The organism is Nocardioides massiliensis (assembly GCF_030811215.1).
In the GTDB taxonomy this organism is placed as follows: domain Bacteria; phylum Actinomycetota; class Actinomycetes; order Propionibacteriales; family Nocardioidaceae; genus Nocardioides_A; species Nocardioides_A massiliensis.
Genome location: NZ_JAUSQM010000001.1, coordinates 3,121,990 through 3,148,172, shown reverse-complemented (window position 1 = coordinate 3,148,172; position 26,183 = coordinate 3,121,990). Strand labels below are relative to the sequence as shown.

The 26,183-nt window shown below is 67.4% G+C and carries 28 protein-coding genes; 4 read left to right on the top strand and 24 right to left on the bottom strand.

The features are described 5' to 3' along the window. Nucleotides 1–522: 522 nt before the first annotated feature. The gene (locus J2S59_RS15650; protein ID WP_181641519.1) at nucleotides 523–1,068 is read left to right on the top strand and encodes a hypothetical protein; all 546 of its coding nucleotides are present in this window, start codon (nucleotides 523–525) and stop codon (nucleotides 1,066–1,068) included. Nucleotides 1,069–1,204: 136 nt separating this feature from the next. Beyond that, nucleotides 1,205–1,603: a hypothetical protein gene (locus J2S59_RS15645; protein ID WP_181641520.1), complete on the top strand. Its 399-nt coding sequence runs from the start codon at nucleotides 1,205–1,207 to the stop codon at nucleotides 1,601–1,603. 193 nt (nucleotides 1,604–1,796) lie between these two features. Here the strand turns inward: J2S59_RS15645 and J2S59_RS15640 are convergent, their stop codons facing one another. From J2S59_RS15640 to J2S59_RS15600, 9 genes are read right to left on the bottom strand one after another with little or no spacing between them, the layout of a single operon-like run. Beyond that, nucleotides 1,797–3,554 carry a type IV secretory system conjugative DNA transfer family protein gene (locus tag J2S59_RS15640; protein WP_068117140.1) on the bottom strand — a complete coding sequence of 586 codons (1,758 nt, stop codon included), beginning with the start codon at nucleotides 3,552–3,554 and terminating at the stop codon, nucleotides 1,797–1,799. Further along, a complete protein-coding gene (locus J2S59_RS15635) occupies nucleotides 3,551–4,078 on the bottom strand; it encodes a hypothetical protein (protein ID WP_068117143.1) in 528 nt (175 codons plus the stop codon). Before J2S59_RS15635 ends, J2S59_RS15640 begins: the two co-directional genes overlap by 4 nt. Nucleotides 4,079–4,134: 56 nt before the next feature. Continuing rightward, nucleotides 4,135–5,211: an ArdC-like ssDNA-binding domain-containing protein gene (locus J2S59_RS15630; protein ID WP_068117146.1), complete on the bottom strand. Its 1,077-nt coding sequence runs from the start codon at nucleotides 5,209–5,211 to the stop codon at nucleotides 4,135–4,137. Nucleotides 5,212–5,217: 6 nt separating this feature from the next. Next, nucleotides 5,218–6,753 (bottom strand): putative type IV secretion/conjugal transfer ATPase, encoded by a 1,536-nt coding sequence (locus J2S59_RS15625; RefSeq protein WP_181641521.1) that lies wholly within the window; start codon nucleotides 6,751–6,753, stop codon nucleotides 5,218–5,220. After that, nucleotides 6,750–7,142 carry a hypothetical protein gene (locus tag J2S59_RS15620; RefSeq protein WP_068117149.1) on the bottom strand — a complete coding sequence of 131 codons (393 nt, stop codon included), beginning with the start codon at nucleotides 7,140–7,142 and terminating at the stop codon, nucleotides 6,750–6,752. The genes J2S59_RS15625 and J2S59_RS15620 overlap by 4 nt, the downstream gene beginning before the upstream one ends. Nucleotides 7,143–7,194: 52 nt before the next feature. Continuing rightward, on the bottom strand, nucleotides 7,195–8,664 hold the full coding sequence (locus tag J2S59_RS15615; RefSeq protein WP_068117152.1) for an SCO6880 family protein: 1,470 nt from the start codon (nucleotides 8,662–8,664) through the stop codon (nucleotides 7,195–7,197). Beyond that, nucleotides 8,661–9,929 (bottom strand): TrbL/VirB6 family protein, encoded by a 1,269-nt coding sequence (locus J2S59_RS15610; RefSeq protein ID WP_181641522.1) that lies wholly within the window; start codon nucleotides 9,927–9,929, stop codon nucleotides 8,661–8,663. The genes J2S59_RS15615 and J2S59_RS15610 overlap by 4 nt, the downstream gene beginning before the upstream one ends. Before the next feature lie 53 nt (nucleotides 9,930–9,982). Continuing rightward, on the bottom strand, nucleotides 9,983–10,300 hold the full coding sequence (locus J2S59_RS15605) for a DUF6112 family protein (protein ID WP_068117160.1): 318 nt from the start codon (nucleotides 10,298–10,300) through the stop codon (nucleotides 9,983–9,985). Nucleotides 10,301–10,359: 59 nt separating this feature from the next. After that, the gene (locus tag J2S59_RS15600; RefSeq protein ID WP_246360097.1) at nucleotides 10,360–10,671 is read right to left on the bottom strand and encodes a DUF6112 family protein; all 312 of its coding nucleotides are present in this window, start codon (nucleotides 10,669–10,671) and stop codon (nucleotides 10,360–10,362) included. Between the two features lie 205 nt (nucleotides 10,672–10,876). Between J2S59_RS15600 and cmtR the strand changes: the two genes are divergently transcribed. Further along, on the top strand, nucleotides 10,877–11,236 hold the full coding sequence (gene cmtR, locus J2S59_RS15595; protein WP_068117166.1) for a Cd(II)/Pb(II)-sensing metalloregulatory transcriptional regulator CmtR: 360 nt from the start codon (nucleotides 10,877–10,879) through the stop codon (nucleotides 11,234–11,236). Continuing rightward, on the top strand, nucleotides 11,233–11,832 hold the full coding sequence (locus tag J2S59_RS15590) for a cadmium resistance transporter (protein WP_068117169.1): 600 nt from the start codon (nucleotides 11,233–11,235) through the stop codon (nucleotides 11,830–11,832). The genes cmtR and J2S59_RS15590 overlap by 4 nt, the downstream gene beginning before the upstream one ends. A 177-nt stretch (nucleotides 11,833–12,009) precedes the next feature. Here J2S59_RS15590 and J2S59_RS15585 read toward each other — a convergent pair whose 3' ends face one another. From J2S59_RS15585 to J2S59_RS15515, 15 genes are all read right to left on the bottom strand, one after another. Beyond that, the gene (locus J2S59_RS15585; protein ID WP_306825272.1) at nucleotides 12,010–13,101 is read right to left on the bottom strand and encodes a M23 family metallopeptidase; all 1,092 of its coding nucleotides are present in this window, start codon (nucleotides 13,099–13,101) and stop codon (nucleotides 12,010–12,012) included. A gap of 11 nt (nucleotides 13,102–13,112) precedes the next feature. After that, nucleotides 13,113–13,799 carry a hypothetical protein gene (locus tag J2S59_RS15580; protein ID WP_068124725.1) on the bottom strand — a complete coding sequence of 229 codons (687 nt, stop codon included), beginning with the start codon at nucleotides 13,797–13,799 and terminating at the stop codon, nucleotides 13,113–13,115. 14 nt (nucleotides 13,800–13,813) lie between these two features. Then, nucleotides 13,814–14,833, bottom strand: a complete 1,020-nt coding sequence (locus tag J2S59_RS15575; protein ID WP_068124727.1) for a ParB N-terminal domain-containing protein — start codon at nucleotides 14,831–14,833, stop codon at nucleotides 13,814–13,816. Next, the gene (locus J2S59_RS15570) at nucleotides 14,826–15,671 is read right to left on the bottom strand and encodes a hypothetical protein (protein WP_068124729.1); all 846 of its coding nucleotides are present in this window, start codon (nucleotides 15,669–15,671) and stop codon (nucleotides 14,826–14,828) included. The genes J2S59_RS15575 and J2S59_RS15570 overlap by 8 nt, the downstream gene beginning before the upstream one ends. Before the next feature lie 404 nt (nucleotides 15,672–16,075). Beyond that, nucleotides 16,076–17,002, bottom strand: coding sequence for a bifunctional DNA primase/polymerase (locus J2S59_RS15565; protein ID WP_306825271.1), 927 nt, complete (start codon nucleotides 17,000–17,002; stop codon nucleotides 16,076–16,078). 154 nt (nucleotides 17,003–17,156) lie between these two features. Then, entirely contained in the window at nucleotides 17,157–20,075 is a 2,919-nt protein-coding gene (locus J2S59_RS15560) for an AfsR/SARP family transcriptional regulator (protein ID WP_068116674.1), read from the bottom strand. After that, a complete protein-coding gene (locus J2S59_RS15555) occupies nucleotides 20,072–20,494 on the bottom strand; it encodes a pilus assembly protein TadG-related protein (protein ID WP_068116670.1) in 423 nt (140 codons plus the stop codon). The genes J2S59_RS15560 and J2S59_RS15555 overlap by 4 nt, the downstream gene beginning before the upstream one ends. Further along, entirely contained in the window at nucleotides 20,491–20,919 is a 429-nt protein-coding gene (locus tag J2S59_RS15550; RefSeq protein ID WP_068116668.1) for a TadE family protein, read from the bottom strand. Before J2S59_RS15550 ends, J2S59_RS15555 begins: the two co-directional genes overlap by 4 nt. Continuing rightward, nucleotides 20,916–21,323, bottom strand: coding sequence for a TadE/TadG family type IV pilus assembly protein (locus J2S59_RS15545; protein WP_068116666.1), 408 nt, complete (start codon nucleotides 21,321–21,323; stop codon nucleotides 20,916–20,918). Before J2S59_RS15545 ends, J2S59_RS15550 begins: the two co-directional genes overlap by 4 nt. Beyond that, nucleotides 21,292–21,477, bottom strand: a complete 186-nt coding sequence (locus tag J2S59_RS15540) for a hypothetical protein (RefSeq protein WP_068116664.1) — start codon at nucleotides 21,475–21,477, stop codon at nucleotides 21,292–21,294. The genes J2S59_RS15545 and J2S59_RS15540 overlap by 32 nt, the downstream gene beginning before the upstream one ends. A 23-nt stretch (nucleotides 21,478–21,500) precedes the next feature. After that, on the bottom strand, nucleotides 21,501–22,406 hold the full coding sequence (locus tag J2S59_RS15535) for a type II secretion system F family protein (RefSeq protein ID WP_068116662.1): 906 nt from the start codon (nucleotides 22,404–22,406) through the stop codon (nucleotides 21,501–21,503). After that, nucleotides 22,403–23,260 (bottom strand): type II secretion system F family protein, encoded by an 858-nt coding sequence (locus J2S59_RS15530; protein ID WP_068116659.1) that lies wholly within the window; start codon nucleotides 23,258–23,260, stop codon nucleotides 22,403–22,405. The genes J2S59_RS15535 and J2S59_RS15530 overlap by 4 nt, the downstream gene beginning before the upstream one ends. After that, a complete protein-coding gene (locus J2S59_RS15525; RefSeq protein ID WP_068116657.1) occupies nucleotides 23,257–24,732 on the bottom strand; it encodes a TadA family conjugal transfer-associated ATPase in 1,476 nt (491 codons plus the stop codon). Before J2S59_RS15525 ends, J2S59_RS15530 begins: the two co-directional genes overlap by 4 nt. Further along, the gene (locus tag J2S59_RS15520; protein WP_306825270.1) at nucleotides 24,722–25,411 is read right to left on the bottom strand and encodes a P-loop NTPase family protein; all 690 of its coding nucleotides are present in this window, start codon (nucleotides 25,409–25,411) and stop codon (nucleotides 24,722–24,724) included. Before J2S59_RS15520 ends, J2S59_RS15525 begins: the two co-directional genes overlap by 11 nt. Before the next feature lie 91 nt (nucleotides 25,412–25,502). Further along, nucleotides 25,503–26,177, bottom strand: coding sequence for an SAF domain-containing protein (locus J2S59_RS15515; RefSeq protein WP_220138267.1), 675 nt, complete (start codon nucleotides 26,175–26,177; stop codon nucleotides 25,503–25,505). Nucleotides 26,178–26,183: the final 6 nt, after the last annotated feature.

The following is a 26,183-nucleotide window of genomic DNA, read 5'->3' as shown; positions in this document are numbered from 1 at the left end:
GGAAAGCCCTGGCTCTCAAGGCACACGACATGCGGAATGAAAGTCAGCCCATCACTCAATTCGGTCCGACGGGCTGGGAAGGGATGTGCGAAGTGCAGCCTCGCGGCTCGCGGCTGGCGAACATGGAACGATGACGAGGCGACCGCCTACTTCTACTCGGTCGGCCTAGAACCGCTGGAGCCCTACCCCGGCTCCTCTACGACGCCTTGGAAGTCGCGCCACAAACAGTGTGGCCGAACGGTCTCGCCCCGACTCGGGAACATCGCGCAAGGGCAAGGCCCGTGTCGAGAATGCGGACTCGAAGCAACTCACCGGGCCCTACGTCTCGACGACACCCTCGCGAAATTGCTGATGCAGGAAGCCGGACTGGACCCGACTACGCCATTCCCAGGTGTCGACAAGCCGTGGCCCTGTCGACACCTGGCCTGCGGCGCCGAAGTGTCCCCGTCCTACTCCAACGTTAAGCGAGGACAAGGAGGATGCATTCAGTGCGCCTCCCGGGCTGCTTCAATTCGGCTTCGTATGCCCGAGAACCTGGCGGTTGCGACCTTCGTCGAAGCCGGGCTTCAACCGCTCGAGGAGTATCCGGGGAGCATGCGCCCGTGGAGAGCAGCCCACACCTGCGGCGGTGTGGTCTCACCGACCTTGTCGAACGTCCGCGTCGGCCGAGGCATCTGTCGCTACTGCAACAGTTCGTTCCCGTTTGCCAGCGACGCCGACCTCTACATGGTCGAGAACGGAACAGCAATCAAGATCGGCATCTCTGCGCCCGAGTCCGACCGATTGTCAGCCCATCGACGTCAAGGATGGCGCCATCTCTGGTCAATCCGGCTGCCCACCGGAGATGACGCCTACAACCTCGAGCAAGCCGTACTCAGATGGTGGCGTGACGAACTCCTCTTCCCGCCGGCTTACCCGACCTCCGCCATGCCACAAGAAGGAGCAACCGAGACCGTCCTGGCAGAAGAAGTGTCACCGAGCGAAGTCTTAACGTTTGTTCTACAACGACTCGAAGAGCAGGGAGTTTCCAATCCATCAATAAGGATGGCAGTGCCAGTGCTCGACTAGGCAACTGCCTGAATCTTTGATGTGACGAGCCCGAGCGCCCAGGATTGGACTGCGTCATACCGCCGCTTGCGGGTCCAGCCTATCCAGTCGAGCGATTCCGAAGCAGGCAAATCGTCGGCCGTGTTCTCATTGCGTCATGAAGCAATCTGCGCCGGCGCCGAGAGACGTGTACGAGTCCATCATGTCGGGGGAACAGGGCTTCGAGACGCTTCGGCGGTGCGACACGAGTCGGGCTGGCCACCAGGAGAGCACGCTGCTGATTCGCCATCCAACCGGCTACATGGTTGTCGTCAGTGACCCGCAGAAGGGATTCGTGCAGGGAACGTCGCACACGTCGTACTCCGGGGCTCACTCGGAGTACGTGCTGACCCTTCGGCACGCTGTTAGCGCGGCTTACTACTCGAAGCAGATGTACCTTGCGGGCAACCTGCCACCCGACAACTGGACTGATGAGATCGACCGCCGTATCGAGGAAATGGTGGCCGGGCAACGGTACGTATCTGAGGCGAAGGCCGAAGAGCAGGCGTACTCCTGATCAGTGACGGCCTAGGTGCCTCGGCACCTCACCCTGCCACACCTGTGCGCTGCCCGGCTGGGGCATGCACAAGGCCTTCACCGGCCATCCGGGTGCGTCCTTCCGCCGCGAACGACGCTGCTCCTCACAACTGTGGTCGTCCTGCTTGTCCGCTGGTCAGGTCGGGTTCGTGTACTCGTGCTTCCGGATGAGCTCACTGTTGCAGGGCGTCTTCGCTGGTCGAGCGATCGGCTCGTATCTGCGCGGCATCGCTGCGAGCGGTCCAGGGCCGTAGGTCAGTGACCAGCGGTGGTGAGCTACGTAGGAGGACGAGCGCGGTTCCGAACGGGAGGGTGCGGATCGTTTCGGGCGGAAGGATCGGCGCGCGTCGGGTGGAGCGTTGGAGGGAGCGTGAGCCGTAGTCGCCGACGGAGATGGTGTCGGTCTTCTCGTCGCGTTCGCCGATGAGCGCGGAGAGGTCTTGGAGGTCGCGGGCGGAGGATGTGCCGCCGAGGATGATTTTGGCGATGGAGGCGTCCCAGATGGCTCCGGCGGCGTGGTCGCCCCATTTGTCGCGGGCTTGGGACAGCGACTGGAGGACGGGCATGGTGGTGATGCCTGTGCCGCCGCCTTCGGCCATGAGTACTGGCAGGGACGGCAGGGGGGAGAGGTTGCCGATCTCGTCGAGAGCCAGTAGCAGCGGTGGGTCGAGTCGGGCTCCGGGTGAGGCGGCTGCGAGTCGTCGGGCGGTTTCGATGAGGTCTTCGATGAAGGCAGCGACCAGGGCCCAGGAGGCGCCGGCGCCTGCGCCGGTGGCGAGCAGGTAGACGGTTCCGTTGCCGGTGAGGAATTCGGTTGGGTCGAAGTGTTCACCGGGCCGTGGCGTGACGGCATCGAGGACGCGGGGGTCGGCGAGGCAGGACAACGCGAGGGAGACGCCCATCCAGATGGAGTCGCGGGTGCGAGCGTCCGCGTGGATCATCGAGTCCAGCGACTCGCCCCAGCCGGCGGCTGCGTTGGGGTGAGAGGCGAGAATCGCGACGGCGTCGCTCGCTGATGACGGCGACAGGGTCCAGGCGAATAGTTCGGCGGGGCTGCGGTGATCGAGTGCTGCTGCGTGCAGCAGCGCTTGGAGGGCGGTTCGGGTCTTGCCTTCCCAGAAGCCTCCGGACTCGACGCCACCGGCTGAGAGTCCGGTGGCGGACGCCAGTCCGGTGGCCCGGATCATCGCGGTCAGCGGGTCTTCGCATCCACGGACGGGGGACCACCGCAGACCCGACGGGAGTCCTTGGGCGAGCCGTTGCGGGTCGAACACCGCCACCGGGCCGAGCTTCTGGCGCGCGGTGATGGTGGCGGCGATGTTGTCGGGTCGGGTTGCGGTGGTCACGACCGCTCCGGGTGCATCCAGGATCGCGTTGATGACGACGTGCAGGCCCTTGCCGGACCGCGGTGGCCCGAGGAGCAGGATCGAGTCCTCGACCGAGGCCCAGACGTCCATGCCACGGGACCGGCCGAGCAGGTACCCGACATCGCTGGCCGCCGCAGCGGTCAGGCTGGGACGCAAGGTGGCGCTACGCGACAGGAGTGCCTTCTTCGAGGCCACGGTGGCAACGTCGGTGCGGGTCGCGACGCCGTCGAGTCGTCGCGGGTCGTGCTGAGTGCTGTGGCGCAGCGCATCGACCCGCCGCCAGGTCAGAAATCCAGCGGCCAGGAGCAGAAGAACGAGCATGGTGAGGACGGGCCAGTAGACCCACGGCGAGATCTCGGTTCCGAAGACGCGGCCGGGGTCGGTCGGGTCGGTGAGCACGCCGATGCCGGCGGTCCATTCGGCGGTGGGCTGCTCGGTTCTGCTCACCCAGGCGGTGAGGATTGCGGCGCCACGGAGGAGTGCGGCACCGGCACCGGCGACCCCGATGGCGATGAGTGCGAGGTTCACGAGGGTGTCGTCGACCGGGCGACCTGCGCTTTTCACGACGCCTTACGCCCCGATACGGCCGTGTTGTCCGAGGACGGCTGGGTGGCACCGGACTGCTGACCGACGAGCACGACATTACCTGCCGTCCGATCGAGCAGCGCGACCGGCAAATTGAGATCGAGCGTCCCATCGGAGTTAGTCGAGGCGCGGTGCACCACGATCGCAACGACGACCACTTCGTCTGGCTGGAAACCTTCACCACGCACGGACCCCGCCTGCACTCTCACGGTCGGCCGGCCGTCACGTCCGCTGCGCTCGAGCGCGGCAGATGCGGGGGTGGGGCCGACAGGGTGGGCGGGGTCGGGTGCTGCGGGTGTGTGGAAGTCGGTGAAGACCTTGCCGTCGGGTTCGTGGATCTCGACGCGCAGAGCCGAGCCCCGTTCCGCAGAGATGCGATCCAGCAGCGGCCGTAGCTCGCTGCGGTCCAGTCCTGGTGCTTCCTGGGCCAGCGGCTCGCCGTCGATCGTCACACACAACAGTCCTGCGTTGTCGACGGTGCCACGGACCAGCGGCAGGACCACGGGGATCCGTGGCCGTGATGCGGAGCGGCGGTAAGCAGTGGCTGGATTCAAGGGACTCATAGGGCGACCACCTGCGGCTCGACGGTCGGTCGCGCCCCGCGCTCCGGTGCGGTGCGGGTGGGGGTGGTGCGGTCGAGGCCTGGCGGGTCGCCGTCGCCGACTTGGGTGGTGTCGAGCTGATCGAGGACGCGGACTGCGGTGTTGCGGACTCGTTCGGCGGTGGCCTGGATGACCCCGACTGGGTCGCTGCCGGCGACGCTGCTGGCCCAGCTCGACACGTACGGGATGGTGTAGGCGCTGGTGTCGAGGCCGTGGGCTGCGCCGATCATCAGCGCCACGGACTCGGCTTCGACTTCGGCGATGCCCCGGTGCAGCGCTGCGTCGCGGGCAGCTGCGTTGTCGCCGGTGCGGGCTTCGGGGGAGTGGAGCATGACGTGGCCGAGCTCGTGGGCGAGTGTCTTGACCTGGGCTGCCTCGTCCATATCGCGACGTACGCAGACCTCGTGGGTGGAGAAATTGGTGATGCCGTTGGCGCCGCCGATGGCCGCCGCATCGGGAACCTGTTTGAGGGTGAACCCGTGGGTCTCAACCTGGGCGGCGAGTCCCTCCCAGAGCCCGAGGGGTGCTTGGCCCGACAGCAGGGTCGGAGCTGGGGGCTCCGGGATCGGGTCGCCGTCGGTCTGCGCCACGTCCCACACGTACGCCGCCCGGAGGCCTACCAGCTTGGTACGGATGGTCTCGCAGGGTTGGGCGCGTTCACCGCGGCCCAGGCGCCGCCACGACTCCGCGTTGTTGGGGGTGCGGGAAGCGAACCGGGCGGTGACTGGCGCGAGGATCCCGTACCCCGACTGCCCCTTCATCACTTGCCGGCCCAGGGTCTGCCACTGCCTGAAGCCAGCGACGTACGTGGGGGTCGCAGAAGGGACGCGACCGGCTTGGAAAGCTTCGTAGTGCTGCAGGTAGATCAGCATCGTGTTGTTGAACGACCGGCTGCGAAATTTTGCGGAGAACTCGAGCGCACGTCGCCAGTCGTCGCCGCTGACCAGCGTGCCGACCGATTCGGTCAACTTGGCGTGCAGCGCGTCGAGCTTGGCCTCTCTTGCCTGCTGGGCTTCCCGTGTCTGATGCCGCATCCCGGCTCACCTCCTGGAGGACGTTCCGTCCATCAGGTGCGCCGGGGGCGCCGGGGCGACCCCGGTCATGCGCCCTGCGGTGTCGAACAACTCCAACTCAGCGGGGTGGAGCTGATGCTGCACGACAAAGGAGCGGTGCTTGATCCGCCACAAGCCTTGCCCGGTACCCAGCGTCGGTAGCAGGGATTGCTCTGTGCCGGTCAGCCCGAGGGCGGAGGCGGTGCTGCCGAGCTGGTCGGACTCTTGTCGGTAGACGACACGGGTTTCGGCGTTCGCCAGCAGGGAGGCGGCGAGGGCGCGCATGGCGGATCCGGAGTCGCCAACGTTGTCGAGGTCGGAGAGTTTGTGGAAGACGAGCATGTTGGCGATGCCGTAGTGCCGGGCGAGGCGCCAATGGGCGTCCATGCGCCGTAGAAGGGCGGGGTGGGACATGAGCCGCCAGGCTTCGTCGTACACGACCCAGCGTTGTCCGCCGTTGGGGTCGAGGAGCGCGGACTCCATCCATGCCGAGGCACACGTCATCAGCACCGAGACCAGGGTCGCGTTCTCGGTGACGCGGGACAGGTCGAGGGAGACCATCGGCAGGGTCGGGTCGAACCGCACGGTCGAGGGGCCGTCGAACAGCCCGGCGAGATCGCCTGCGACGAGGCGGCGTAGCGCATGGCCGGGAAGGCGGCCGTCCTCAGTGAGGCGCCCGTCTGGATCGACGGACGGGTCGGGCTCCAGAAGTCGGTCGACCACCAGCGGAAGGACCGGTACGTCGGCGGTGCGGACGACCTCTGCCAGGGCGATGTCGATGGCGGTGTGCTCCAGCGGGGAGAGTTGGCGGTCGAGGACCGTTTCGGCGAGTGCGCCGAGCAGGTCGCGGCGGCGTGCGCTGACTTGGGCGGCCCATTGGGCGTCGTCGAGGCCGCTCGGGCGGTGGCCCTCTTCGAGGGGGTTGAGTCGGGCGGACATGCCGTGGCCGAGGGCGATGGCCTTGCCGCCGACCGCTTCGGCGACGGCGGTGTGTTCGCCCTTTGGGTCGCCGGGGATGTAGACGCGTCGCCCGAACGGGATGGATCGGGTGTAGAGGCTCTTGGCCAGCGATGACTTGCCGGAGCCGACGATGCCGGCGAGCACGAGGTTCGGGGCGGTGATCAGACCCTGGGTGTAGAGCACCCACGGGTCGTAGACGAATGAGCTGCCGGAGTAGAGGTCTTGGCCGACGAACACTCCGTCGCTGCCGAGCCCACCTTCGGCCAGGAACGGGTAGGCCCCAGCCAGGGTGGCTGAGGTGTCTTGGTGGCGGGGGAGCCGCAACCTTCCCGGGGTCCGCAACGCCGCGAGACCGGCTTCGCCGGCTTTCGGCAGCACCACGGTGGCTTTGCGTTCTGCGGTGAGTGCATCGGCTCTGGCCCGTGCTGCCGTCTTCTGTTCAGCACGATCGCGCGCGAGGAGTTCCCGCGCGGCGAGCTTGCGGGCCTTCCGGTCGCGGCGGCGCTCGCGCTTGGGCGAGACCAGCACTGCACTGTGCAGGCGGGACGTGTCGTGTTCCTTCACAGCGACAACCCGTCGTGGGCGCGGCTGGTGCGCGCTGCAGGGGCTGGGGGTTGGTAGACGATCGTGGCTTCTGACTGATGTGCGCTGTCGATCGCCTTCTGGATGCTGGCCAGCATCTCCCCGGCACGGTGCAGGTCCCACGACACTCGGTACGCCGCGCCGCTTTGGCGCGGGTCGACGATCGTCGCGTCCGCGCGTGCCCCGTGTCTGTCGTGATACGACCCCAACTGATGCAGCGCTTGGCTCAGCGAAGCGGTCGCTTGGGAGAGCGACCCGAGCACGCCATAGATCTGGGACGGATCCTCGATTCTGCGTGTGGCATGAGCAAGGCCGCGCAGAGCTTGCTCTGCTTCGGCGGCATCGGCGGCGGGGTTGTCGAAGGTCGGCATTCTTCCTCCCAGAGGACAGTGGGTCGGGTTGCTATCGAGGTGCGCGCCTGGGTCAGACGTGACGACACAGGGGGAGCGCAGCAGCGGTGAACGCCTGAGCCTGCTGGCCCCACAGGCGCCTGGTCTCGCACGAGGCTTGGATCGCGGCTTGCTCGATGTCGGCCACGGCCCGTTCGAGTTCATCGGGGTCGCCGGCGCTGACGGCGATCAGCCCGGTGACGCGGAGGATGCCGTGGCCGGCGGTCAGGTCGGCCTCCTGCTGGAGGACGTCCTGGTACTCGGCGCTGTGCTGGGCGTCCTCGATCTGGCCGATGCGTTGCCGTTGCGCGGCATCTGAGACGTACTCGGTCTTCTTCTTGCGGATGTCGCGGGCGGCCTGGTCGGTGCGCAGCGGCGTATAGAGCAGCGTGAAGGTTCGCCGGATGCCCGAGGACAGCAGGACGGGTGCGAGGAAGCCAGGGAAGACGAGGGATCGGGGCCATTCGCTGATCCACAGCACGCAGTGGTGGGCGGAGTCCGAGCGCAACATTGCCCAGCTCTCGGTGACCGCGACCGGGCCGGCAGTGGCGAGGTCGCGCCCGATGTCGCCGTGGCGTTCGAGAGCGGCGCCGACGTCGGGGTCGTACGCCCCGCGCAGGATGATGGCGAGCTCGCCAGGGGCGAGCCAGTCGGAGGGGGCGAGGTCGGCCGAGCGGAGCGCGGCGATGATCGTCGACATCTCTTGGCGCAGTACGGCGGTGGCGCCACGGTTGCCTCCGCCGGCGGCGCGGATGGCTCGGTTGGCGGTCTTGAGGTTCAGCGACAGGGAGATGGTCGACGCGTGACGTTCGCCGGCCGGTCCGGCGCGGTCGATGAGTTCGCCGTAGGTGGTGGCGGTGAAGGTGTCGTCACCGGAGCCGTGCTGGTGCCACCATTCAGTGAGCCCTTTGCCGGAGTCGGGCAGGGTGCGCTCCATGACTTGCAGTGAGGCGATCCGTCCCGAGCGGCAGGCGGTGGCGAGGACCCGGCTCCAACCGGTGACGCGTCGTTCTTGTTCGAGCGGGTCGAGCAGGATGAACGCCGGGTGGGAGACCGCAACGATCGCGGTCAGCGTGGAGCGGTGCGGGTCGTGGACCATCACCGCACCGGTTTCGGCGTCGAGCCACTGACGCAGCCGGGCCGCATCGCCGGGCAGTGCGAGCGTGCCGACCGGTCGTGGGGCGACGACGCGGCACCGGTAGATCAGCTGGCCGGCGGTCGAGCGCCACAGCCAGACGCCGACGATGGGTAGCCACTGGATGAGTTTTCGACCCTCCATGCCGACCCAAGCCAGCGCGCTGCAGCACAGGATGACGGGGAGAGCGACGACCAGGCTGGCCCCGCCGCCGACGTAGAGGGAGAACACCAGCGTCACCGCGCCGAGGCCGACCACGATCAGTTGAGAGACGGTCAGACCGAACAGGATCCCGCGGCGTGCGAGGCGGGAGAACTTCACCGGCTGCAGGTCGTAGTCGCCCGACCGGGCAGCGTTCGTGGTGCTCATCGTCCGGCTCCCGGGTCACCCGAGCGGCGTCCCGTCATTGTCGGGGTCGGATCGGCAGTGTGGGCGGGAACGGTCCCGGTGGCACCGGAGGGTGCGGTCGCTTGTTCGGCATGGCCGGACGACTGGGCGGCTACGTAGTTGCCCATCTTCGGCCCGGCTGTCGCAGCCTCCTTGGCTGCTACCGCACCGGCGGCCACGACTCCGCCAGTTGCGGCCCCACTCGAAGACGCACCTCCTGCGCCACGGCCTCCGCTTCCGCTGGGTGCGGCAGCAGGCGTGGGTCCGCGGCCCGAACTTCCGGAGCCTCCGCTGTCGCCGCCGAGGATCTTCGGGACCATCCCGCCAGCGCCGCCGCCGGTTCGGATCGGCATGGGCCTGTTCATCGACGACTTGGTCTCCTGCTCGGCTGACATGGCGTGGTACATGTCGAAGCCCATGAAGCTGATCGCTTTGTAGGTCATGTACGGCGCGAAGCCGGCCATCAGCATGAGTACGACCCCGGCGATGGGTTCGCTGACCGATTGCAGGTCGGCGTCGATCGGTGCTGAAACCTGGGCGGTGGCGAGCAGGAAGATCACCACGAGTACGAGCTTGGACAAGATCAGCGCGATGACGAAGGTGGCCCATTTGCCGATCCAGCCGCGGGTCTGGTCCCACGAAGCTCCAGCCAGGGCGATGGGTGCGAACACGATCGCGACCAGCAGCAGGGCCTTGCGGACCAGCAGGCTGACCCACACGATCACCGCGGCGCCGATGGCGAGCCCGGCGAGGAAGATTGTCAGGATCGCCGCGGCCCCGGGCGCCCTGAGGCTGAGTCCGCCGATGCCGACGGCGAGCAGGGCGACCCGGTCTCCCATCTCGTCCATATTGGTGCCGGCGGCGTTGACGATGCCGATGGTGAGCTGGTCGGTGATCTCAAGCGCGAGGGCGAGCAGCGTGATCGCGACGAAGGACCCGAGGATGGATTTCGCCAGACCGGTGAGTGCTCGGGTCAGGGCTGCGGGTTCTCGTCTCACCATGCCGCCGATGACCTGAAGAAGGAAGAAGCCGAGCATCACGAACACCGCGACGCCAAAAAGGATGTTGTAGACCTGCAAATATTCGTCGCTGGTGATGTCCACCGATGTGGTGCTATCGAAGATCTTCCACACGGATTCGAACATCCACTCCGCAGCGTTGCCCATTCCCTCGGCCAGCCAGTTGAAGGGTGCGGTGACCAAGCTCGCGGCGGCGTCGCCGGCCACGTCGCAGACCTTGGAGACCACGGGGACGTTGCATACGTCGACCATCGTTCTGCTCCTGTCGTTCGGGGTGCGGGTCAGACCGCTTGGCCGACGTTCCAGAAGAAGTTGACCAACGCGACCGAGGCGCCGGTGACGATGGCTGCGCCGAGCGCGATCACGACACCCAACTTCCCGCGACCAGCGAGGTGGGGGTTGGACGAGTTGGCGCCCATCGCCCATACGACGGCAGACATGATGAGCGCCAGGACGGCCAGGATCAGGCCGACGGTCATGGACGCCCCGACGATCTTGTTGAGCTGCCCAATGCCGGGCAAACCGTTGGAGTTCGGGTCGATGCTGATGTTCATCGGCAGCAGTTGCGTCAGGGTGGACTGCAGGTCGGGGTGAGGCATGATTCCTCCTCGGAGAATCACAGGACGGTCTGTACGACAGGTGTGCCGACGGAGGCGGCTCAGAGTGCGGCGCCGACGTCGAGCAGCCAGTTCGCCCACGTCAGGGCTCCACCGGTCAGAGCGGCCCCGCCGACGGCGACGAACACGCCGGTCTTCGCCTTTGCGGCGGACTGCCAGCTGCCGCTGGACGACAAGAGCGCCCACGCGGCAGCGGAGATGATGAGCATCAGGCAGGCGAGCATCAGCCCGTAGGTCAGTAGAGCACCGATGACAGCACGCATGTCCGCGGAACCGCCGACAGCCCCGAAGTCAGGACCGGCGGCACGTTGGGCGAGTTCGATGGTGGCCATGGTGGTCAGGTGCGCGAACACGGCCCAGGGGGGACAGCGGCGTGCCGACGATTGGCGAATCTGCAATGGTCCGATCCGATCTGCAAAGATTGCAGATCGGCTGTGACTGCGGGTTGCACGAAAGGCCGGATCTGCCGATGAGCGGACTCCAATGCGCTCTTGCAACTCCCTTGATACGACGCCCCCGCGACCTTGACGGTTCAGTCCTCGATGTACTGTTCAGCACGTGCTGACCGTTGCCTCGCAGTTGGACGTTATGAATCGGTTGGGTCGGTCGATGGCCGACCCAACCCGATCACGACTACTTATGACCCTCTTGGAGCGGCCCGCCTACCCGGCCGAACTTGCTCGCGATCTTGGCCTGACCCGCTCGAACGTGTCGAACCACCTGTCGTGCCTTCGCGATTGCGGGATCGTTGTCGCTGAGCCGGAGGGCCGTCAGACGCGCTATGCGATGGCTGATCCGCACTTGGCTCAGGCGCTCACCGCACTGATCGAGGTCACGCTCGCGATCGACGAGAGTGCACCCTGCATCGACCAGGCATGCACGGTGCCCGAGTGCGCACACGAAGGGACGGACGCGTGATCCTGTCCTCCGCGCTACAGGCGATCGGCCTTTTCATCGCCACCAACATCGACGACATCATCGTGCTCTCGCTGTTCTTCGCGCGCGGGTCAGGACGAAGCGGCACGACAGCCCGAATCCTCGCCGGGCAATACCTAGGGTTTGCAGGCATCCTGGCCGCGGCGGTGCTCGTTTCCCTGGGAGCAGGAGTCTTCCTGCCTGAAGAGGCGATTCCCTACTTCGGCCTCATCCCACTGGCCCTTGGTCTCTGGGCAGGATGGCAAGCATGGCGTGAAGGCGACGACGATGACGATGAAGCGAAAGTCGCGGGCAAGTCAGTGGCAGTCTGGACCGTGGCCGCAGTCACCTTCGCCAACGGCGGCGACAACATCGGGGTCTACGTTCCCGTCTTCCTCACCGTGGGTGCCGCCGCGACAGCCGCGTACTGCGCCGTCTTCCTCATCCTCGTGGCGGTGCTGGTCCAACTTGCCAGGTTCGTTGCCACTCGCCCCGGCATCAAGGAGGTCCTCGAACGCTGGGAGCATGTGCTGTTCCCGAGCGTCCTTATCGGACTCGGCATCGTCATTCTCTACAGCGGTGGAGCCTTCGGCATCTGAAGAGACTCAGTGAGTACACCCCCTCACGCTGCGCTGCAAGACGTGGATGTCGGTTCGGAGAGTCCGGACGTGCCGCGATCCGCGCGGTCTAGTTGCAGATTCGCTGCGGTCGACGTTGCACATGCATTCTCGCGGAGTGTCACGTTGTTGTGCTCTCGCCGATCATCGGCACTGTGATCAGGGGGTGGCGGTGAAGTGGAGGTGGTCGTAGTGGCCGCCGGTGATGCCGGCGGGGTCGTGCATGCCGCCGCCGTTGTACGGGCGCCAGCCTTCGGCTGTTCGGGTGACCGACCAGATCTTGCCCTGCCAGATCAGGTACTCGACGCCGAGTGTCTCGGCGTTGGCCTTCATCCAGTTCGCGACTTTCCAGCCCAGATCGAGTGCTGGTCCTCGGGCGGCGACGCCGATGGAGTTGCCGAAGGTGCCGTCGCAGGCGCGGCCCAGGGAGTGCTCGGAGGGCTGCCCGGGGCGGGGGGAGAAGCACGACCACCCCGAGGTCGGGAACTGCTTGCGGACTTGGGCCAGGATGTGCGCGGTCCGTTGGGTGATCTGTCCAGTGGTGGTGGGGTCGTCGACCATCCCGGTGGGGTTGTCGCCGGCGTACGTGGCGGCGTCGCCGTCGGGGCCGCATTCGCCGGTGGCGCTCGGAGTGCCAGTTGCCAGATCGTCCGCTGCTTGCGCGTCGAGCCACGGCACCGGATCTGCGGTGGCGGCGTTCGCGCCACCTGGACGAAGCTCGAAGTGCAGGTGAGGCCCGGTCGCGTATCCCGTCGACCCGACCGATGCGATCTGCTGACCGGCGGTCACGCGGTCACCGGCGCGGACCATGATGGTGGCCTCGGTCATGTGGGCGTATCCGGTGGCCACGTGTTGTCCGGCAACAATGTGCTCGATCAGGATCAAGTAGCCGTTGCCTGCCGACGCGCCTGCCGAGGCCACGCGGCCGTCTGCCGCTGCGAAGATCGGAGTGCCTGCCGGAGCGGCGAGGTCAACGCCGGAGTGGAGCTTGTCGATGCCGGTGATCGAGTGGCGGCGCGTTCCGTAGTTGCTGGTCTTGACCCATGTGCCGGTCGGCAGTGGGAACACCACCCGGGACGACTCGCCCACCGGTGCTGGCTCCGGTTCGTCGTTGTTGTCGAAGAAGCCAACGGATGTGAGCTGGAGGCATGATGCCTCGGCCGACGGATTCAGGATCACGGTGAGCGACAGCAGAACCGACGCCGGCCCGAGCATGAGGGTGACGAGACCAGCGACGAATGCCTTCTGCATGGGGACCTCGCCTAATCCAGCGGTTCGTCGAGCAGCGAGAGTCGCAACAGCCGGCACTGCTCGTACGTCGGCGCGCAGGTCATGAAAACGGTGAAGGCCACCTCGTGCTGACTGGCGACAGGTTCGCCTTCCCAAACGCCGTCGCGGTGACGCACTCCGGTGATCGTGTAGGCGGTGGTTCCGGGCGCGAGCGCCCCGCTGGCCTGGTCCAAGGCCGTGTCCCACTCGGTGGGGACCTCGACGGTCTCGACCTCGATCCACTGGCGGGTCTCGTACTCGCGAAGATCGATCCAGGTCTTCTCCGGCGGCAGGTAGGCGTCTACGTCACTGATCAGCCCCGGCGAAGACTCCCCGGTCGGGTCGGCGACCGTGGCGATGCGCTGCAGGTACGCCGCCCGTGGCGCCAGGGAGGTGGTGTCCCAGTCGAAGATCGCGTGAGCCATGAGCTCGGCGAACTGCTCCGGATCGGCAACAGGCAGCAACTCCGGCAGGGTGCCGTCGTCCGGCGGGGACATCGGCCCCGTCGACTGTTCGGGCGCGGTGGTGGGAGGGGGAGTACTGGATTGTGCAGTGTGCGTCTTGTCGCGAGTCAGCAGCGCGTAGCTGATGGCCGAGATGAGAAGCAGGACCGTGACGATGATCAGGACGATGAGGCGACGTCGTCGAAGGCCGGGGTTGTGAACGGCGGAGCGCAGCATGGTCTGGTTCCTCCTCACGCGTCTACGAGTGCGTCGCTCGGCTGGTTTTCGCGCGCCTCACAGGCGGCTTCGGCGAAGGCCACCGATTCAGCGATCGTCCGCTGGAAGGAGGTCCACTGTTCGTCGGTCAGTTCGCGGCCGACCTCGATCGGGTCGTACCGGTTGACCCATCCGGCTAGGTCGTCCCACATCAAGGTGAAGGAGTGCACCGAACGGCGGGCAGCCTCGGCGGCAGCCTCCCGCTTGAGCCGGTTATCTCGGATGCGCCGCGCCCGGTCTGTTTTGGCTCGCGCCAAGGCCCGGGCTGCCAGCTCTTCCAGGTCGTCGACCTCCTCGGCGGCATCCTCGTCGTCCGCCTCGGATGCCTGTTCAGCCGCAGCAACAGCGGCCCGCACCCGCAGATGGCTGGGGTCGACGGCGCCGCCTTCGCGGATCCGCTCGAGTTCTTCCTCCGCGACCTTGCGGATGGTGTCGGCCCTCGACTCGTCGGCGGCGATGCTCTCGATCTGGCAGATCTGCTCGAGCCGCGTGTGCGATGCAGAGTTCGTGATCGAATGTGCTGCCTGCCGGGAAGCCCTTCCCGGCCCCATCTGCGGTGGTCCCGAATCGGGACCACCGTCGCCTTCGTCCCCGCCGTCGACACCGAACCGGGAGGCCCGCTGCCTGCGGGCAGCGTCTTCGGCCAGCAGTGCCTTCAGCTCCCGATACAGCGCGGCTGCGTCGAGCGGTGAGAGCGGCCGGTGCATCAGATTTTCGTCCTGCTCCGCCAACAGTTGCGTCAGATGGTCCGAGACCCCTGTGCGCACCCACACGCGCAGTGTTGTCCAGCCCAATTGTTTGACGGCCTCCAACCGGCGATGGCCGCACACCAGCACTCCGTCGGGAGTGATCGTGACGGGCTGCAGTAGTCCGAGGCGTTCGATCGACCGCATCAGCGGCGCGAGATCTCGTTCGGGGTCGGAGCGGTGCCGCACGCCGACCCTGATGGAGTCGACGCGTCGCTCCAACTCGATGTGTCCGTGCGCGTCAGACATGGGATACCCCCTCGTGGCTGGGGGCGGTTGCTTCGAAGACGTCAGCGAAGCACGGCACGGCACTGAGTTCGGCCGGGAGATATCCGAGCGCAAGCAACTGAAGCAGACCGCGGCCCTCGCGAGTGCGTTCGTGCGTGGGGAGCTGGTTGCCCAGGAGCGCCTGCAGGACGGAGATCCAGTGCGCGTGCGATAGGTCGAGCAGCGCTTCTGCGTGGTGGTCGCGGACCAGGCGGCTGTACGCGGTGGCGCGATTGACCGAGCGGATCAATTGGCCGCAGACGTACTCGACGCAGCCGGTGGCGGTCGGTCGCGGCCACCCGTTGTCGACCATGATCGCGACCGCGTGCTCTGCTGCGACCCAAGCGTTGGTCGGCTCGTCGCTGTCCGGCGCGTCAAGTGAGCAGGCGCCGTATCCGTCATTGAGTTGGTCGGTGACGTGGAACGCCGGGTGATAGTCGGTCAGGTCATTCTCACGTTCGCAGAACCGTTCGGCGTCGTGGTGGGCTGCTACCTCGGGGCGACGTGCCTGGTGGTTCGAGCACAGCAGCCCTTGGGCACGGGCCTCGTAGATCAAGGTGACCTGGACGGCCCGGGTGACCACCGCCCATGGGTCGATCGCGGTCCGTACGGCGCGGGTCCGCATCGCCTCGAAGGCGGCATAGGCGGCGTCCTCGGGGGCAAGGTCGTGCTTGCGTGCGAGGGCGGCGTACTTCTGGGTCGCGAACTGCATCAACGCGTGCGCGTCCAGGTCGTGCTGCCAGGCACCGGTCGGGGAGTAGTGCAGTCGGACCAGCAGGAGCCGCAAGCCTTGCGCAGTGGTGAACGGGGGCGTCTTCACATTTCCATCCCTTCGTGCGAGACGGTGGTGGTCGGCCGGGCGATTGCCGACCGGGTTGTACGGCGGCCGGCACCGGCGCGGGAGGCCGGAGCGCGGCGAGCTCGAGCTGCCAACGCCGTTTGTAGGTCGATTCCACGGCCGGCGGCGGGCGATCCGACACGCATGGCAAGTTCGGTGGGGCGCACCCATGCGATGCCATTGGCGGTCTGCTGACTTGTCGCAATCGACGGCTGGGACGGGTCGCGTCGCGCCGCGAGCGCAGGAGCCTCAGCCGCCCCGGTTGCGGCGGGGCTGGGTGCGGCTTGCTCTGACATCCGGTTGAGTCGGCGGTCGTAGGGGTCAGGTCCATTCATGGAAGTTCCTCGTGAAATCAGGTGACGGCTCGGCAGGTGGCGGGGGTGGCGTCAAAGGCGAACCCCCTCAGTCGCCCGGGAAGGGCCCAGGCGTCCACCCCGCGCCGGAGCAGGTTCCAGGCAGGTGGCGATGCGGTAGGCCGAGCGGATCGTGGTCATCGCCTCGCGCTCGGTGAGACCAGCCGACTGCGCCGCGTTGCCCAGCGCGGCCGCGGTGACGTCGAAACGTTCGCCGGTCTCAGCCATGCGGCACGAGGCCCAGAAGAGCCCCCGGTTTCGCTCTCCCTCGCTGAGGGTGGCCACCCAGGCAGCGAGTCGGTCCGGCCGTGCCCCGGCCCTCGGCAGCTCAGCCGGGGGCCGGGTCGGGCGAGGTGGCTCCAAGAAGTGACGGAGCGCGGTCGCGTCGACCGAGTCGGGCTGTCGAGTCGCGACGTTGACGACCTGGTAGGGGCGAGCCTCGCCATCGGGCTGGAGGACAGTCGACGGCGGTAGCACCACGTACCCGCCGTCGCCTCGGAAGTCGACGTGCCGCCCGGGGACCTGCCACGAACGCTGCTCATCCGAACCCGCCCGCAGGAAGCACGCGTGCAGCCCGCCCGCCGGAGTCGAGACCACCCACGCAGGCGTGCCCAAGAGGCCAACCGACCGGGCCTGCTCCAGCGCGTCGAAACCACTGCCCGATGCATGTACGTCGATGTCCACGACGTCGACACCCGAGGCGAACCCGGTCGGCATGGCCACGTTCGCGTCCGGCCATCGGTGCCACCACTCCGCGACGGTGGTCGGCTCGGCCGAGCCGTCGTGGAACCCATGCTCGGTGAGCGGATTCTTCTGCAGCGGAACGCACGGAAACACCGGCACGCCCGCCGACGCAAGCAACGCCGCGGCGCTCGCGGGCGACGCCGCCTGCTCCAGGTCAGCGACCAGCGCCGGCGACCAGCGAGGGGTCCTGGTGGCGTGGAGTGTCGAGTGGGCCATGGGCTGGACGATCCTCAGATCCCGTATCCGACTTCGTACCCCTTACCGCCCGGTAGCGGTGGGGGTACACCCCTCTCAGAGCGCGTTTGTGCAGGTCAGAGGCCGTACCTCCAGTCGTGCCGGAAGTCGAGCACTCGGGGGTTGCAGCGCAGAATCAGCGGCCGCGCCGACCCGGGTTTGGGATACGGGCCGCTGTGCTGCGAGGCACTTCGATAGGTGCCATGTGGTCGTCGCTTCGGTTGTGCACAGCCGACGCAAGGAACTTCCGGGCCGCGTCCTCGTGTCCCTGCGCAACGAGCACGGCGGCGCGGTCTACGCGCGCGATCTCGTCGTAGGGAGAGGCCAGCGTCGCTGTCTTGACAGCTTCGGCTGCTCGATCCAGGTCTTCTTCCCGGAGTGCGTCCGTGACGACGTCGTGCGCGACGTCGACGATCGCGCAGGCCAGGATCTCGTCGTCGCGGGACTCGGCGTCGAGCAGCCAACTCCAACCGGTTTCGCGAAGGTCGGAGAACGGGGGACCCTCGACCAGCCGAAGGGCGGTGTCGAAGTCCTCTTGGCTCTCGTCGCCGCGGGCCTGGCCGCGTGCTCGGAGGCGCCGAAAGAGGTCGGCGTCGACGAGCACATCATCGACTTGGTACGTCCACACGCCCGCTTCGCCAGCGGCGCGAGTCTGTGCCGCGGGCGGCAGGTACGGACGGCCGGTGCGCGGATTGTCACCGAGCCACTTGCGCACCACGCCGATGTCGATGCGGACCCTGTCCTTGCTCATCGAGAATGCTTCCGCGACCTGTCGGGACGACACGCCTTCGGGGTGCAGCGCCAAGTAGGCGAGCAACTCGACGTAGTGCGGCTTGCGTCGTGCCACCGCCGACGGGTTGCCGTGCGCGGTCGCCCGCACCGGCCCCAGCAGATGCAGTTTGGGCACTCGGCTGTCGGAGTCGAACCAAGCAGCGACGTCGTCATCGAGCGTGGGATCGGAAGAATCTGCAGTCTCCTGCAGCGGGGAGATGTCGGTTTCGGGCGGCTTGTTGGTGTGATGCACCGGAGGGGGTGCCGGCGCGGCGTCGCGAGCGACGGCGACGATGGCTGCGGTCGCGGCTGCTTCTTCGGATGTGAGGCCAGCGGCGGTGAGGTCGAGGCCGAGATCGGCGATGTGCAGTCGACCGTGACCAGTCATGCGGAAGGTCACCGCCTCGGTCTCGGGCGGGTCGCCCGCGGTCACGACTGTGGCGCCGAGTCGTGAGGTGGCGTCTGCGATGACCCGGATGACGGGTTCCGCAGCATCGGCGTCGGTCGTGATGACGGCATGGAACATTTCGGGTTCGTTGTCGCCTCGGCTGGCGAGATCGGTCGCGAGCCGATCGAGGAAGCCACGGTCGTCGGGTTCGTGGTGGTGGTGCCGCACCGGGTCGAGGTCGGCGAGTTCGCGGGCGACCCCAACGGTGTCGATGTCGGCGAGCACGCCCCACGGACTGAGGGCGAGTTCGGCTGCCATCGATCGCGCGAGCGCCGCTGATGCTTCCGGGTCCCCGGTGAGGGCAATGGTGCCGAGTTCCTCCAGGTTGACCAGCACCAGATGCCCGACGTCGGTGCTGCCGATGGTGCACAGCAGCGGCCAGGGTGCGGGGCTCGCGGGGTCGGGGAGTGTTTCATCGAACTGGAAGGCCCAGGTGTCCGTGCCGGTCCATCCGGGTGGGGCCGGGGCGTGCTCGGCGAGATGGAGGGTGACGGACCGGTCGGCAAGTTCGATGCTCTGGAGACGGGGCAGAGGTTGGCGAGTCAGTTCCAGTCCGTCGGCGAGGCATCGGAGCAGTCGGTCGAGGTCCTGGAGGCGCGGGACCGTGCTGGCGGAAAGGCGTGCGCTCTTCTCTACGTTGATCAATTCCTGAGGAGGCGCCTCGAGCACTTCGCCGGGGTTTCGGTAACGCAGTTGGGTGCGGCGATGAGCGCGGAGGACGAGGAAGAGCGACCCGGCGAGCAGGGTTCCGGCGCCGGTGAGTCCGGGCAGCAGCCAGGCAGGGGAGCCGGAGTCTTGGTCGACATCGACGGACTGTTCCTCCGCCGAGAGGTCGGCGGATACTTCGAGGTCGATGGCCGGGGGAGTGGGTGTGGCTGACCGGGGTGTTGCGGGAGCGGTCTCGTGCGGAGTCTCTGGGCTCGGGTGCTCGGGAACTGGCTCCTCTGGATCCACGGCGACTGGTGGTGCTTCGTCGGGGATCTCGAGTTCCCAGCCTGGGTAGATCAGGTCTGGATCGGTCAGGGTGCGGCCATCGGGTTGGACGATGTCGTTGGATGCTTCGAAGATCTCGTCGTAGCGAGTGGAGTCGCCGAGCTCCTCGTCGGCGATGTCCCACAACGTGTCACCGGGTGCTACCACGTAGGGAGCGTCGTCGGGTTCGCCGGCCGCGGCAGGTTCGTTCGCTGGGAGTTGGAGCACTGTGCCGGCGGTGAGGAACTTCGGCCCGCTGGGAAATAGGTCGGGGTTGAGTTCGACGATCTCGGTGAACCGGGTGCCATCGCCGAGTTGGGTTTCGGCGATCTTCCAGAGGCTGTCGTGGGCGCGGGTGGTGTACGACTCGGTCGCAAGAACCGCCTCGACGGGGAGACGTGGCTCGGGAACCCCTTCAGCAACGAGTTCATCATGGGCGGCCGGCGCAGCAGCAAGCTGAACGTCGGTGACTTCGTGAGCCTGGGCGGGTGGGGTGGTCAGGGTGATGCTGAGCGGCTGGGCGACGGCAAACAGCATCGCTGCCGAGGCGACCAGCTGGGAGGCCAGCTGCTGTCCTGCTCCGAGGCCGCGCAGTTGTGGTGCTCGCACGCCGCGGGCGGCAGCGACGATCTCGGTGACCAAGCAGAAGGCCATCACGGCCCACGCGATCCAGGCTGTGGCGCCGACGATGAGCAGGGCGACGCTGCCGTCGTCGGGGCTCAGGAGGCTGAGTTGCAGCTCGGACAGGTCGACGGTCCACGGTGTCGCGGCGAGGGTGATCAGGAGGACCGGAACGCCGGCGAGCACCGCGGCGATCAACACGGCCGCAACAAGGCCTCGGGCACGGGCGTGGGTGCGGTTCATCGCTCGACTCCTCCAGTCGTTCTGATCAAACGCGCTGACGCATCGCCGGTCACCGTCAGATCCCCGATGCCGACCATGGACAGGAAGGTCGGTTTGTGGGTGTCGGTGACGCGAACCGTAAGGGTCGTGCCGCCAGTCACGGTGACGGTGCCATCGACCCCAGCGGCGGCTAGATACTGCTGGGCAGCGTGGCGCGCGGCGGTCGTGTCGAGCGCGACGTAGCGGCCTTCCACCGCGGGAGCTGCCTGCACCTGCTGTCCACCGGCGCGGGCGGCCTGAGCGGCAATATTGTGTGCGCGCTGCTGGGCGTGGACCTGACCGCCGAGGTCGACAGCCAAGCCGACCAAGGTCACCATCACGATGGTCGCGGTGGCGACCCAGATGCTGATCGAGCCGCGTTCGTTGTGCAGTCGCGTCATGGAGACCGCTCCCGCCAACTGTCGATCGGACTGGTCATCGTGGCCGAGATGGTCCGGGTGCCCGGCACTCCGGGTGCGGAGAGATCTGAGAGGTCGAGCCGGCACGACACGGTCACGTCGACCTGCGCTGGCGTGCCGACAGCGTGGGAGAACTGCTGAGTGTCGATGTCGACGTCGACGCGGAGGCAGTTGATGCCCTGACTGGCAAGGTTGGTGATGGCTGCATCCTTCGCAGCGTTCTTCGCGTCCTTCTCGACCCGCAAGATGGAGGCGGCACGGGCTGCGTCGGCGGCGGCCGACTCCACGGAGTGGCGTACAACGGCAGTGCGCCCGCCGAAGATGATGAGCCCCACGAAGAGGGCGAAGGCCGGCACGGCGATGGCGGCCTCGACCGAGGCGGATCCTCGAGAGTTTCCGTGGCTCATGGTGCGGTCACTCGCTCGACGGGGACGGTGGCGCTCTGGCGGATTACGGGGTTCCAGCCCGGGATGACGCTGAGGCTGCGCGCTTCAATCACCACGGTGGCCGTCGTCGCCGTACGTTCGGCCTGGGCGACGGCGTGCCGCAGTACGTCGTTGCCGATGTCGTCGATGAAGGCATGGGCGGCGTCGATGCCACGCGATTCGCTGCCGGTGTCTGATCCTGCCGCTCGCGCGCCCTCCTGTGCAGCGGCGATCGCGACCGTTCGGGCGTGGTAGTGGAGCGCGGCCTGCATCCCCAGGAAGAGGACCGCGAACAGAGCCGGCAGCAGGATCACGAGTTCGACCGAGACCGACCCTCGCTGATCCCGTCGTCGCTCAGTTGATCTTGCCGGCTTGAATCTCGACAAAGGTCTTCACCGCCGCGACCACGAGCCCGACGATGGCGATCACCGCCACCGCCCACAAGACGTGCTCGGTGGTCACTGAGCCCCGCTGGTCACGTTTGACGTGGTCGTCCCAGACGAGCATCAGCGTCGTGACCGCCGCCATCAATCCCTTCATGGTGTGGTTCCTTCCTCTTCACATCAGGTGCCGTTGAACATCCGCAACAGGGAGGGCGCCACGAGCAGCGCCATGAAGATGACTCCGAGCAGCGAGCCGGGAATCGTCATCCGTTCGCCCACCGCATTGGCCTGGGCGACTTCGGCGTTGAGCATCGCCGTCCGCATCGCGGCCGATCGGGCGCGCAGGTTGCCGTAGACCGCTGCGCCCTCCTCGCCGGAGAGCCGCATGATGTCGGCGAAGTCCTCCAGCTCGGGCAGGCCGAGTTCTTCGGCCAGCGCATGCAACGCATCCCACGGGGGAAGGCCCGACCATCGCGACCGGCCGAGTTCCTCGCTGAGCCGCCGAAAGACCCACGAGTCCGCCACCTCGGCGGCCGACTCCATCGCCTGGCGGACGCCGGAGCCGTTGTGGCGCTCCAAAGCGACCAGATCGATGTAGGCCCCGAGCGCCCGCGCGAACTCCACCCGCGCCCGCTTGGCGTCGTCGATGGCGTTGTAGTTCGGCATGAGGAACATCACCGCCGCCAGCACGACCGAAGCGAACGCAGGCACTATGACCGGCAGCCCGATGCCCAGGACGTCGAAGAAGAGACCGAGCAGCGGCGGTGCCACCAATCCGATAGCGGCGAACGTCAGCTTGTCGCCGTAGAACTTCGCCAGCGAGATCCGTAGCAGCGCGAGTTCTCGAGTCGGCGTGCGCACCCAGATCCCGGGAGGAAGCACCCGGATCGCCCAGACCCCGAGGCGTTCCTTGCCCGACGTTGCTGCCTCGGCGGTGGCGGCCAAGTCGGTGCGCTGCGAGGGCGTGAGCCGCCCGAGTGCCTCGGCGAGATCCACCTGAGCCGGCAACAGACGCGCGACCAGTAGGACACCGCCGAGCATCAGCAGCGCACCGGCGGCTATCGCCAAAGGCAGTCCCGCGATCATGATGCCGGCCCCACAGGTCCCGGCGTACCGACGAGGAATCGCGCCAACGGCTTGCCGATCGCCATTCGCTTCATCCACACCAACGTGGCGACGTACGCGGCCAACAACGTCACCAGGATGACCTGACCGAGCGGGCTCCGGTACGGCTCCACGTACGTCCCGGAGACCGCGAGCACGGCCAGCACGCTGACGCTGATGATCGTGACCCACCGGGCGGTGGCGCGGGGCTTGGCTCGGTCAGCCTCGATCTGGCGTCGAGCCCGGACGTCGGCAGAGACCGACTCAGCGAGGCTTTCCAGCACCTGCGCGAGGCCGGCGCCTCGGCGTCGAGCCGCGAGGATCAGATTGGCGGCCACCAAGTCGCCGGTCGCGTCGTCGAGTTCGTCGGCGAACGCACGGATGGCGTCCTCGGTGTTCCACCGCGAACGTAGCCGCGCGACCAGGCGTTGCACTTCCGGTCGAATCGCGCCCGGGGTGGAGCGTTCAGTGGCCACCAGCGCCTGCTCCAGACCGATGCCGACGGTGAGCACGCCGGACAGCGAACGAGTCCATTCCTCCATCGCTTCGAGTCGGTTGATGCGCGCCGCGGTGCCGGAGTTGGACAGCAGGATCGGCACACCGACGCACGCCAGCGGTACGGCGACCAGGGCGAGTGCCCAGCCCGTCACCAGCCACGCCACACACCCGCCGACCACACCCACCAGCATCAGGCGCTTCGTGCGAGCGCTGATGGGCTTGCGCGGAACCGGCCGCGACCGTGGCGGACGGACCGGAGCTGGTTTCAAGCCGACCACCAATCCGATGAGCCCGGCGACGACCAGCGCGCCTGCGACGGCTGGGACCAGGGCGATCACGAGAGCACCTGCTGTTCGCTGAGGAAGGAGTTGAGGTCGAATCCGTAGGAGTCCAGCGAGCGGTACTCCTCGGGAAGGATCGTGGCCCGCGCGGTCCCGAACGCATCAGGTGAGAACAGATGGGTGGTCGCGTAGCCGGTCTCGCGTTCGCCTGGGGCAACCGCGATCACCTCGTGCACGCGACGGCGCCGTTGGAACCCGTCCGCTGCGCGCTCCGTGGTGAGGTCCAACTGCACGATCAGGTCGATGGTCGATGCCAGCTTGCTCGTGGCGAGTTCATGGGTGACGTGGGGACCGGCCTCCATCGCGCAGGTCACGAGTTTGCGAATGGCCGCGACGGCGTCGGAGGCGTGGGTGGTCGAGATGGAGCCGGTGCCGGACTCCATCGCCTTGATCATCGCCCAGATCTCGCGACCGCGGACCTCACCGACGATCTGACGGGACAGGTTGAACCGGAACGAGTCGATCAGCGCTTCGTCGAGATTGAACTCGCCAGCCAGTCGGCCGTCGGCGCCGCGTTCGCCGGAGCCGGGCCGGGACTCCCAGGCGTGCACGATCCTGTGACGACCCAACTCGTTGAGGTGGAGCTCGTACTCGGTCTCGAACGTGCCGATCGCCTCGTGTTCATCGATCTCGCTGCACAGGGCGCGCACCAGCGTCGTCTTGCCGGCTCCTTGGCAACCCGACACGACGATGCTCTTGCGGGCGCGAACGGCGGCCCGCAGAAACGAGGCCAGCAGGGGCGAGAGCATGCCGCGCTCTACGAGGTCGGCGAGGGTGACTTGCATCAGCCGGTGCCGCCTGATCACCACTGAGGGCCGAGGCGTCACCCAGGCCGCTGCAGCCAACCGCGAGCCGCCGTCGAGACGCAGGTGCAGTCGGGGTTGTGCCTCGGAGAACCCGCGGGCGTTCACCTCGCTGCGCGAGGCGAGGAAGACCAAGAAGTCAATCAGCTCGGCATCGGAGTCCGCGACGGGCGGCCCCTCGACGAGTGATCCGTCGACGAGTTCGAGCATGACGTTGTCGTGCCCGGCGATGATGATGTTCTCGACTCGGTCGTCGTCAACCAGAGGCTGAAGGCGACCGAGACGGAACAGCGAGTCGAACACTGCCTGGGCCAGCACCGCCTGGTCCACCGGACTCCACGCACGACGTCCGCCATTGACCCGATCCGCCATCGTCGACTCGATCAGATCCAGCACGATGGCCCGGCCCAACTCGGTCTGCGCCGTCTTGTCCAGACGTGACGACTCCGCGCTCACTGCCTGGCTCAACTGCTTCGAGGCCAAGGCGCGCAGCGAGGCGACAACGCCCCAGTCGACGTCAGTTTCGTCGTACGTCGGCGCGCGCGGTGGTTCGGGTGGCGTCAGTGGACCCGGCACGGAACCGCCGGGCAGCGGTTGGCCGAAGATCGGCAGGTCGATGAGTCGCGGGTCGGCATTCGTCGGACGGACGAGATGATCACTGGACATCGGAGAGCACCTCCGTCCCGAGCCGGTCGCGCCGGACGTTCACTGCGGCGTGGATTGCGGAGATCGCTGCCTGCAGGCTGCGCACCAACGGGCTGCGATCGAACCGGTCGGGGATCGTCACGCCGCGGTGCAAGACCGCTGCAGACTGCGGATCGTCAGCGACCGTGGCATGGATCGGCAGCCCCAGGACGCTGCTGACCTCTTTGGCCGAGTAGGGCTGCCGCTCGCCCACGAGCATCGCGCCGGGATGTGCCCACGCCGGATGGCCGCGCTGGACGGCCTTCGCCCACGATCGTGCGGCCGAGATGGCGGGCAGGTGCGTTCGACACAGGATCAGCGAAAGGTCAGCCTCGGCGAGCACCGGCTCGGGCCAGCCCACCAAGCCGAGTCGCCCACAGTCGACGATGACGTCCTGGCCGGTGGTTTCTAGGTTCTGCAGGGCCGTCATCAGTGGCGCCCACAGGCTGGCGAGCGCTGGCGCTTGGGTGTGGGCACGTGGGCCGGGGATGAACGCAGCCGACGAGGACCCAATCGGTTGAGCAGCGCTGGGCAGCAGGTCGGCCACGTCGTCAGCCGAGAGGGCCAGCTCGACCAGACCCTGGTCATAGGACTTGATGCCGCGGAAGTAGCCCGCCAAGATGCCGGACCCTCCGGTGGCGTCGGCTTCGACCAGCAGCACCGGTCGGGGCCAGAGCAACGCCAGTCCGAGAGCGGACGTCGTGACTCCTGGGGAGCCAGACGCAGAGCAGAGCGCAACGACAGCCATGATCTCACCGCGCCCTGGAATCCAGAACGATCGCCACGTTCCCGGTCGCGATCTGGGCAGCCAGCGCGGCGGCTCCGGCATGGGGGACGAGGAGATCCACGACCAGCTGGCCGGTGTCATCGGAGACGCGGACATTGACCACTTCGGCATCACTGAACGAGGGCGTTTCGGCCGAAACCTCGCTGCCTTCGGCCGGCGTTGCGACCACGCGCACCCGGTCACCGGTCTGCAGGTCCATCCCGGGCGCCTGCGACGAGGTCAACGCGACACCGACGACCGACATGTTCACGGCCGGAACCACTGAGTCGGCGTACGACGAGGGCGTCAGGAGCGAACCGGACGCGATGTCGATCGCGGCTCGCTGGCCGACCACCGACTCCAATGAACCGGCGCCGACTGGGCTCAAAGCGGGGTCGCTGTTGACTCGGACTCGCGCCAGGTCGCCGGCCTCAATGATGGACCCGCGCTCGATGTCGGCACGCGCGGCGAGCACTTCCTGGGTGTTCGTTGTGGCGGTCCACGCCCAGCCGCCGAGGAGTGCGCCCAGGCAGACCGCCACGATGGCCGCCGCGATCAGGGCCGGACGTCGTCGCAACTTCGGAGGCGGAGGCAACGATGGCTCGGCAGAGGGCGGATGAGTGACGTGTGATCGCTCATTCCGTGTCGCGGTGTTGCTCATCTTTTG

Excerpts from the sequence above, each read along its gene's own strand:
- J2S59_RS15535 (WP_068116662.1), bottom strand. The coding sequence starts at position 22,406 with ATGATCGCGGGACTGCCTTTGGCGATAGCCGCCGGTGCGCTGCTGATG.
- J2S59_RS15550 (WP_068116668.1), bottom strand. The coding sequence starts at position 20,919 with ATGAGCCACGGAAACTCTCGAGGATCCGCCTCGGTCGAGGCCGCCATC.
- J2S59_RS15620 (WP_068117149.1), bottom strand. The coding sequence starts at position 7,142 with ATGCCGACCTTCGACAACCCCGCCGCCGATGCCGCCGAAGCAGAGCAA.
- J2S59_RS15630 (WP_068117146.1), bottom strand. The coding sequence starts at position 5,211 with ATGCGGCATCAGACACGGGAAGCCCAGCAGGCAAGAGAGGCCAAGCTC.
- J2S59_RS15580 (WP_068124725.1), bottom strand. The coding sequence starts at position 13,799 with ATGCTGCGCTCCGCCGTTCACAACCCCGGCCTTCGACGACGTCGCCTC.
- J2S59_RS15555 (WP_068116670.1), bottom strand. The coding sequence starts at position 20,494 with ATGACGCGACTGCACAACGAACGCGGCTCGATCAGCATCTGGGTCGCC.
- J2S59_RS15540 (WP_068116664.1), bottom strand. The coding sequence starts at position 21,477 with ATGAAGGGATTGATGGCGGCGGTCACGACGCTGATGCTCGTCTGGGAC.
- J2S59_RS15605 (WP_068117160.1), bottom strand. The coding sequence starts at position 10,300 with ATGCCTCACCCCGACCTGCAGTCCACCCTGACGCAACTGCTGCCGATG.
- J2S59_RS15565 (WP_306825271.1), bottom strand. The coding sequence starts at position 17,002 with ATGGCCCACTCGACACTCCACGCCACCAGGACCCCTCGCTGGTCGCCG.
- J2S59_RS15560 (WP_068116674.1), bottom strand. The coding sequence starts at position 20,075 with ATGAACCGCACCCACGCCCGTGCCCGAGGCCTTGTTGCGGCCGTGTTG.
- J2S59_RS15585 (WP_306825272.1), bottom strand. The coding sequence starts at position 13,101 with ATGCAGAAGGCATTCGTCGCTGGTCTCGTCACCCTCATGCTCGGGCCG.
- J2S59_RS15515 (WP_220138267.1), bottom strand. The coding sequence starts at position 26,177 with ATGAGCAACACCGCGACACGGAATGAGCGATCACACGTCACTCATCCG.
- J2S59_RS15645 (WP_181641520.1), top strand. The coding sequence starts at position 1,205 with ATGAAGCAATCTGCGCCGGCGCCGAGAGACGTGTACGAGTCCATCATG.
- J2S59_RS15575 (WP_068124727.1), bottom strand. The coding sequence starts at position 14,833 with ATGTCTGACGCGCACGGACACATCGAGTTGGAGCGACGCGTCGACTCC.
- J2S59_RS15525 (WP_068116657.1), bottom strand. The coding sequence starts at position 24,732 with ATGTCCAGTGATCATCTCGTCCGTCCGACGAATGCCGACCCGCGACTC.
- J2S59_RS15615 (WP_068117152.1), bottom strand. The coding sequence starts at position 8,664 with ATGAGCACCACGAACGCTGCCCGGTCGGGCGACTACGACCTGCAGCCG.
- J2S59_RS15650 (WP_181641519.1), top strand. The coding sequence starts at position 523 with ATGCCCGAGAACCTGGCGGTTGCGACCTTCGTCGAAGCCGGGCTTCAA.